The organism is Candidatus Symbiopectobacterium sp. NZEC135 (assembly GCF_025962695.1).
The window spans coordinates 1-549 of sequence record NZ_JAGFPF010001425.1 but is presented as its reverse complement, the minus strand read 5'-3'; the positions used below and the strand labels follow the sequence as shown (position 1 = coordinate 549).

General features: G+C 48.1%; 2 tRNA genes. Both read right to left on the bottom strand.

The window, feature by feature from the left end:
• Positions 1 to 190: 190 nt before the first annotated feature.
• Positions 191 to 266: transfer RNA gene (locus tag J5224_RS34640), tRNA-Ala, on the bottom strand.
• Positions 267 to 369: 103 nt separating this feature from the next.
• A tRNA-Ile gene (locus J5224_RS34635) sits at positions 370 to 446 on the bottom strand.
• Positions 447 to 549: the final 103 nt, after the last annotated feature.

Here is a 549-nt window from a genome sequence, read left to right as displayed (position 1 = left end):
ACGCTTATTCACTTAACCTCACAACCCGAAAATGTTTCGGGTGTGAAAGCTTGAGAGAATCACAATAGTAGTAGTGAACCACTATTGCTCGTTTCAATTTTCAGCTTGTTCCAGATTGTTAAAGAGCAAAATACTTCGCAGCATACTGTCAAACAGTACACTCTGAAGTATTGGCGTTCGAGACGGTAAATGGTGGAGCTATGCGGGATCGAACCGCAGACCTCCTGCGTGCAAAGCAGGCGCTCTCCCAGCTGAGCTATAGCCCCATCGAATGTTAGACCTCTGCCAAATCGTTTTTGAGCAAGGCGTGGTGACGCGACGCATACATCAGTATGCAAGTGTCGCCGCAACGCAGCACAAGAACGATTTTGGTAGGCCTGAGTGGACTTGAACCACCGACCTCACCCTTATCAGGGGTGCGCTCTAACCACCTGAGCTACAAGCCTATAAGGTCTTCTAACCGCTCGATTTCTTTCATCAGACAATCTGTGTGAACACTTCACAGAATCAGTATCATTAGGTAAGGAGGTGATCCAACCGCAGGTTCCC